The 6,277-nt window shown below is 69.3% G+C and carries 8 protein-coding genes; 3 read left to right on the forward strand and 5 right to left on the reverse strand.

Annotation, left to right across the window (positions count from 1 at the left end; genetic code table 11):
- The first annotated feature begins 27 nt into the window (after positions 1-27).
- Both HCN51_RS55240 and HCN51_RS55245 read left to right on the forward strand, forming a co-directional pair.
- Entirely contained in the window at positions 28-1,281 is a 1,254-nt protein-coding gene (locus HCN51_RS55240) for a Bcr/CflA family efflux MFS transporter (RefSeq protein WP_168021798.1), read from the forward strand.
- Positions 1,282-2,276: 995 nt separating this feature from the next.
- Positions 2,277-2,444, forward strand: coding sequence for a hypothetical protein (locus HCN51_RS55245; protein WP_168021799.1), 168 nt, complete (start codon positions 2,277-2,279; stop codon positions 2,442-2,444).
- Between the two features lie 87 nt (positions 2,445-2,531).
- Here HCN51_RS55245 and HCN51_RS55250 read toward each other — a convergent pair whose 3' ends face one another.
- A complete protein-coding gene (locus HCN51_RS55250) occupies positions 2,532-2,846 on the reverse strand; it encodes an NUDIX hydrolase (RefSeq protein WP_206069051.1) in 315 nt (104 codons plus the stop codon).
- A 286-nt stretch (positions 2,847-3,132) separates the two neighbouring features.
- On the opposite strand from HCN51_RS55250, the gene HCN51_RS55255 reads away from it, so the two are divergent.
- On the forward strand, positions 3,133-3,309 hold the full coding sequence (locus HCN51_RS55255) for a hypothetical protein (RefSeq protein WP_206069052.1): 177 nt from the start codon (positions 3,133-3,135) through the stop codon (positions 3,307-3,309).
- A gap of 70 nt (positions 3,310-3,379) precedes the next feature.
- Here HCN51_RS55255 and HCN51_RS55260 read toward each other — a convergent pair whose 3' ends face one another.
- From HCN51_RS55260 to HCN51_RS58690, 4 genes are read right to left on the reverse strand one after another with little or no spacing between them, the layout of a single operon-like run.
- Positions 3,380-3,865 (reverse strand): GNAT family N-acetyltransferase, encoded by a 486-nt coding sequence (locus HCN51_RS55260; protein ID WP_168021801.1) that lies wholly within the window; start codon positions 3,863-3,865, stop codon positions 3,380-3,382.
- Positions 3,859-4,230, reverse strand: a complete 372-nt coding sequence (locus HCN51_RS55265; RefSeq protein WP_168021802.1) for a hypothetical protein — start codon at positions 4,228-4,230, stop codon at positions 3,859-3,861. Before HCN51_RS55265 ends, HCN51_RS55260 begins: the two co-directional genes overlap by 7 nt.
- Before the next feature lie 27 nt (positions 4,231-4,257).
- A complete protein-coding gene (locus HCN51_RS55270; RefSeq protein WP_346434167.1) occupies positions 4,258-5,337 on the reverse strand; it encodes a serine hydrolase domain-containing protein in 1,080 nt (359 codons plus the stop codon).
- Positions 5,338-5,396: 59 nt separating this feature from the next.
- The gene (locus tag HCN51_RS58690; RefSeq protein ID WP_206069053.1) at positions 5,397-5,780 is read right to left on the reverse strand and encodes a hypothetical protein; all 384 of its coding nucleotides are present in this window, start codon (positions 5,778-5,780) and stop codon (positions 5,397-5,399) included.
- Between the last annotated feature and the right edge of the window lie 497 nt (positions 5,781-6,277).

The raw sequence follows: 6,277 nt of genomic DNA on the forward strand, positions 1-6,277 counted from the left end.
ACGGCCGCAGGTCCTCGAAAGGCACCCGTGTCCACAACAGACGCCTGGACGGTGCAGCGGCAGGGTGGAAAGCTGCGTGCCACCACCATGATGGCGCTCGGCGCGCTGTCGGCCATCGGCCCGCTCTCGATCGCGCTCTACCTGCCCGCGCTGCCCTCGCTGACCGTCGGCCTCGGCACCGACGCGGCCCAGGCCGAGCTCACCGTCACCGCCTGCATGGTGGGCCTGGCCGTCGGCCAGCTGGTGGTCGGCCCGCTCAGCGACCGCGTCGGCCGCCGCACACCGCTGCTGTCGGGCATGCTGCTTTACGCCATCATCTCCGTGGCTTGCGCTTTCGCAGCTTCCCTGCCGCTGCTGGTGGCACTGCGTTTCGCCCAGGGAGCTTTCGGCGGCGCCGGTATCGTCATCGCCCGCTCCATCGTCCGCGACCTCTACGATACCGCCGGCGCGGCCAAGGTGTTCTCTCTGCTGGCGGTGATCAGTAGCATCGCCCCGGTCGTGGCCCCCCTGGCCGGCGGCGGCCTCTTGCTGGTGACCAGCTGGCAGGGTGTGTTCGTCGTCCTCTGCCTGCTCGGCTTCGCCCTGCTCATCGCTTCCGCGGTGACCCTGCCGGAGAGCCTGCCACCGGCGGCGCGCGGGAAGGCCCCGCGGCCCCTGTCGGCACGCGGTCTGGCCGCCCTGTTCGGGGACCGCCACTTCCTCACCCACGCCGCGGTGCTCACGCTGAGCAGCGCGATGCTCTACTGCTACATCTCGATGAGCCCATTCGTGCTGCAGCACCACTTCGGGCTCACCACCCAGCAGTACAGCCTCGCGTTCGCCACGATGGCCGGCGGCATGGTCGCGGCCGCCGCGCTCGCTTCGGTCCTGGTCCGCCGCACGAGCGCCCGCAGCGCGCTGTTGCTGGGCTCGGCCGTCGCGACCTTCGCCGCCATCGTTCTCCTCCTCGTCACCCTATGGGAAGCCCCGGTCTGGCTCTTCCTGATCGTCCTGTTCCCGACGGTGTCGTCCGTGTCGATGATCGTGCCGGGCGCCACCGCCCTGGCCCTGACGAACCAAGGCACGAATGCCGGCACCGCCTCTGGGGTACTGGGTCTCCTCCAGTTCGGCTCCGGGCTGCTGGCCCCGCTGCTGTCCGTGATGGGGCCGATCACCACCGCGATGGCCGCCGGAATGGCGAGTTGCGCGACGGCAGCGACCTTGGTGACGGTGTTCAGCACCCGGCTGCTGAACGCACGAGCGCACCGGGACCGCAGCCGTGGAGCAGATAGCGTTCATTGAGAACACTGCTGCCGCCGACAGCGGCCGAACCGCGTCGCGCTGATCCCATGTGGGGTCCGGGACTGGCAGGCGCCCTCTTGATCACCTGAGAGGTGTCACCGGTCGTGGTCGGCCGGGGGCGTGACGGCTCCATGCGCTTGCGGCTGCAAGTGGCGAGCCGGCCGTCGTCGTGCGAGTCGAGCTCGGCGGAGTCCGGCGGCAGAAGGCGCGGCGGCCGGTCAGAAACACCGGCCCGGCGGTGCGACCAGTCAGCAGGCGGGCCGGTGGTGGCGGTGGTTGGCGTCCGGGTGACATGGCGCCCGCCGGGCTTTCACATCATGGTCAGGCTGCGACGGACGCCGCTGCACTCGACTTCGGAAGTCGCTCACCAGCGCCAATCCCGGGGCTCCGTCCTTAGCGTAGCCACCCGTCAGTAGGGTCCCGAGCCCCCGACCAGTGGTGCAGGGCGCACCGTCCCGTGAACCCGGCCAGCCACGGCAGCGCTGCGCTGTGGCTGCGCAGGAGCGGGTGTCAAGGACGCCGCCGATGCCATCGGCACACCGCCGACACTCCTGCGCCGGCACGCCGGCCTGGCAAAGAGACGCTGGGCCCATCCCGGGTACGGGCCGGGGCGGCGGAACGGCCACCGGTCCGGCCTGGGTACGGTCCTCAAGGCTCGGGCGTCCGGGATCTCGGCGTGCGGCTTCTCCACGTGTTGGGGGTCGCTGCGTGTCCCGCCACCGGCCGGGTCGCCCGGCAGGCCCGCAACCCGGTGCTCGACCTGGGCGATGGCGACGCCCCCAGGGCCTCCGCCCGGGAGAGACGGAGAGAGCCGACTCCGCGACCGATCCGAGCTCGGCGGCGGCTCCGTCCCTGGCGCGCTCGGACATGCCGCGCGGCACGGCCGCGAAGTAGGCGGTGATGTCGGCGTCCTGGCCTGGCAGGCGTTGGCCAGCCGCGGCGAGCTGCCCACTCCGAAGGCCGTCGAGCAGGAGGTCCTGGCTCAGAGATCTCAAATGTCTGACGATCTCCCTGGCCGGACCGGCGAGGTCGTCGCGTCCGTCACGAACTTCATCGCCCGCCGCAGCGTCGGCCCCACCTGGCAGGAGGTCGGGGTGACCTTCGGGTGGTCCCGCCCCGAGGTCCATGCGGCCATCCACCACCTGGCCGAACAGGGCTGCTGACGTTCACCGAGACCAAAAGGTCCCCGCGCCCCGGGCCGGGCAGCATCGAGACGGTTTCCCAGCCCTCGGCATCCTGCTGTTGAGGGGTCAGCCGGCAGGCCAGCCGTCGAGACTGAAGGGGCGGCCGTGGCGGTAGGCGTCGATGCCGGTGCGGCCGCAGGTGAGGAGGTCGCCGGGCAGCTCATCGAAGGGAAACCAGTCGATCTTGTCGCATTTGCCGGGCTCAGCGTTGACGGGCTCCCCGCTCCAGCGGGTGGCGGCGAAGAAGACGCCGATGCGGGCCTGGCCGTCGGGGTTGGCGTGGTGACACAGAAGGAAGGGTTCCCCGGCGTCCAGGCAGCCGCCAGGCACCGACCAGGAGCCGTCGGCAAAGCCGGTGTTCGCGCGCAGCAACAGCAGCACCTGGCCGTGACGAATAAGGATTAGGTGCACCCCGACGTGAGGGCGGAAGGTCTCGGCTGGGTGCGCCCATGGCCGTGCTCCTCGCGGTGACGATGCGCTCGACGCCCCGGCTCGATGCTGGGGGTCAGATCACGCTATCGCAGTGCGCGGGGAGCTCGAGGGGGCTCGGCGAGGCCTCCGCAGACCGCTGTCCGGGAGGTCGTCAGATGCGGGCCAGCGGCGCCCGCCCCCCGCCCGCCGTCTGGTCCGTGGCGTGGGCCATGGCGTATGGCCACCACGATGACCATTGTTCGGCGGCAAGCTGATCGGCCACAACGACCCCCACCACCACGAGAAGATCATCAAGTTCGACGAGTTGCTGGCCGACTGCTTCATCTACTCCACTGCCTGCGACATCACCGACGCCGCCAACGCCATCGCTGCCGAGGGGCGTCCCGTCGACCCCGATGACCTGGTGCTCTGACCGGGAAGGTTCGCCGGAACGGCGGCGGTCTGCCCCAGGCGGTTTCCCCGGCGTGGATTGAGCCTGCTGGTCACGCCCGGCGAAGTGCCTTCACCATGATCTGTTCCCTGGTCCCATCGGGCAGCACGTCGCCGGGCTCTCCCGTGGCCGTAAACCCGTTGCGCCGGTAGAGGGCGATGGCAGGTTCGTTGCCCGGGAGCACCGCGAGCTTCAAGGCTGCTCCGCCCGATCCCAGAGCCCAGGTCTCAACTGCCGTAAGCAGTCGGTTGCCGATTCCACGGCCTCGCACCTCAGAGCTGACCCAGACGGACCTCAACTCCCTGATATCAGCGGCGCCGGGAAGGCCGCTCGCCATGCCAACGGCGTGCCCATCCAACAGTGCAGCCACGTGGTAGGCGCCGGGAAGCTCCAGGCGGGCACGCCAGCGTTCTTCTTCGCCTCTGTCCCAGTCGGCGAGCCGGACTTTGAATGCGTTCGGCGCATCGGTCAGCGCCGCAAGGCGGAGTGTGCGCCACAACGGCCAGTCATCTGTCGTGAGAACCCGCAGAGTCACCATGCCGACGAGTCTTTCGTCGTGCGTCCGGATAGGTCAATCGTGATCGCGCCCGACCCGGCGCGCGTCCCTCTCGTCGCTCCGTCAAGCCGTGGCAGCAATGCCCGGGACTCCTCCAGACCGCTTGGCTGCTGGCCGCGCCGCGGGTGACCAACCGGATTGAGCTGCTGCCCACGATGGTCCTCACCCACCTGCCCGCCAACGTCATGCTGGCTGCCGTGCCGTTTGCTGCCTCCCTCCCGCTGGCGATCGCCCTCCTGCTCGGGCGTGCCTGCCTGTCGTCGATGGACGTGCCCGCCCGGCAGGCGTACGTGATGGCGGCGATGGTCCCGCCCGAGGAACGCCACCGCCGCCGCGATCACCAACACCGCCCGCCACCTCACCAGGCCCGTAGGCTAGCTCGCCGGGCAGAACACAGCCTTGACGGACTGTGAGACGGCTCGCATGGCCGCCTCCCGTTCCGGTTCTCGGCCTGCCACCGTCGTGGAGACGGCGTACTGCAGGCGGCCGTCGGAGGAGGTGTAGGTGGTGGCGGAGAAGCCGGGCGCGGCGCCGCCGTGTCCTGGGAGCAGTTCGGGGTTGCCCGCGCAGGGGCCGCCCGCCGGCAGCGGCTCCTGGCCGGGCGGCGGGTCCGTGATGACCTTCTGCAGGTCCGCGGGCAGCAGTTTGCCCTGCTGGAAGGCCTGCTGGAAGCGGCTGACGTCGCGTGCGGTGGAGATCACGCCTCCGGCGGTGAGCAGGGTGCTGGCGTTGAGCCGGTCGACGTCGCGCAGCTTGCCGGTCTCGTCGGTCCAGTAGCCGTGTCCGTGGGGGCCCTTGATGCCCTGCGGCGGCTTGGTGGGCAGATAGCTGTCGGTCATCTTCAACGGGCCGAACAGGCGCCGGTCGAACTCGGCGGCCATGCTGTGGCCGGTCACCTTCTCGATCATCATGCCGAGCAGGAGGTAGTTGGTGTTGGAGTAGTTCCACGTACCGATCTCCACCGGCCGCTGCCTCTTGCGGGAGATCTCCAGCAACTGAGTGGGGGTGTAGCGGGTGGTGAAGTCGAACGGCGCGGCGGGCATGTATTCCGGGACGCCGCTGGTCAGGGTAATGAGGTGGCGTACCGTGATGTCGGACGCGTATTCGACCAGGTCTTGCTCGGCCACCTGCGGCAGGACCTCGCTGAGCTTGTCGTCCAGGCTCAGCTTGCCCTCCTTGACCAGCTGCATCACGATGGTGGCGGTCATCTGCTTGGTCTGTGAGCCGATCCGGTAACGGGCATCGGACGGGATCTTCCCGCCCTTGCCCTCGAGCAGGCGCGAGCCGGCCGAGCCCTTGCCGATGCGTTTGCCGTCGTAGTAAACCTCCCCGATGACGCCCACCACGCCGGGCGTCGCGGCCACCGTCTCCAGCGCCTTCTGCACGTCGGCGATCTTCGGTCGGCCGGCGCTTTCGGCCACGGTAGCCGTGGCCATCGCGGTACCGGGGAACACGGTGCTCAAGGCCAGGACGGCACAGGCCAAACCCGCCATGCGCGGAGCAGTACTACGTATCACGATGAGTCACTTCCTGTTGGACTCGCCGGTGCGCTGGGCGGAGGCCCTGCGCGGAATCTACCGGCGCCGAAATGTTCGGGGACCAGGTCTAGGGGGTCGGCCGTTTCTCTGGCGTTTCCACTGTCCAGACGAAGGACCTCGGGCATGGGAAGTGAGCGCAACATCATGATCTGAACTTCGACCAGGCCCTTAGGCCGGCGTTCAACCCCAAATCGATTTTCCTGGTGCAGATGCAAGGCGACGGCCTGCTCGGTCACCATCGCGCGCAGCCGCTCGATCTCCCTGCGAGCCGCTTCCAACTCGACGACCTCGGGGCTCTCGCCCGGATGGCCCGACGTCGAGGCGCCGGCCAGGGCGTCCAGCGCGCCCTGCTTGGCCATTTTTGCAGATGGCGTTGACCGTCATCCGGTGCACGCCGTACCTCTCGGCCGCCTCGCCCTGGGTGGGCTGCCCGGCGAGCACCTCGACGAACACCTGGTACTTCACCGACGGGCGAGCAACGTACGCTTACCCGGCTTGCCCGTGCGCGACAGGGACGACTTGGGGTCCTGCTGCGGTCCTGGCACCTGCTCCCACCTCTTCCACGAAATGATCAAACTACCTGCGGCTGATAGGTGTTTCGGACCGTGACAACAACCCTCAAGCCGGGATAACAGCGGGGAAACAGCGACTCCGGCACGCTCTGGCCCTTGACGAACTCCTTGACGAAAGGGCAGACCCAGTGACTGGAATCAGCAGAAGAGCCGCACTGACCGTCGGTGCGGCGGCGCTCGCCGCGCCGGCGGCCACGGCGAGCGCCGCGTCCGCGCAGGAACGCCCCTTCCGCGCCGTGGCGGGCCTCGAACGGCCGGCGCAGCCGAACGTGCTGTTCATCTTC

Origin of the sequence: Nonomuraea composti (genome assembly GCF_012034275.1) — a bacterium.
Taxonomy (GTDB): Bacteria; Actinomycetota; Actinomycetes; order Streptosporangiales; family Streptosporangiaceae; genus Nonomuraea; species Nonomuraea composti.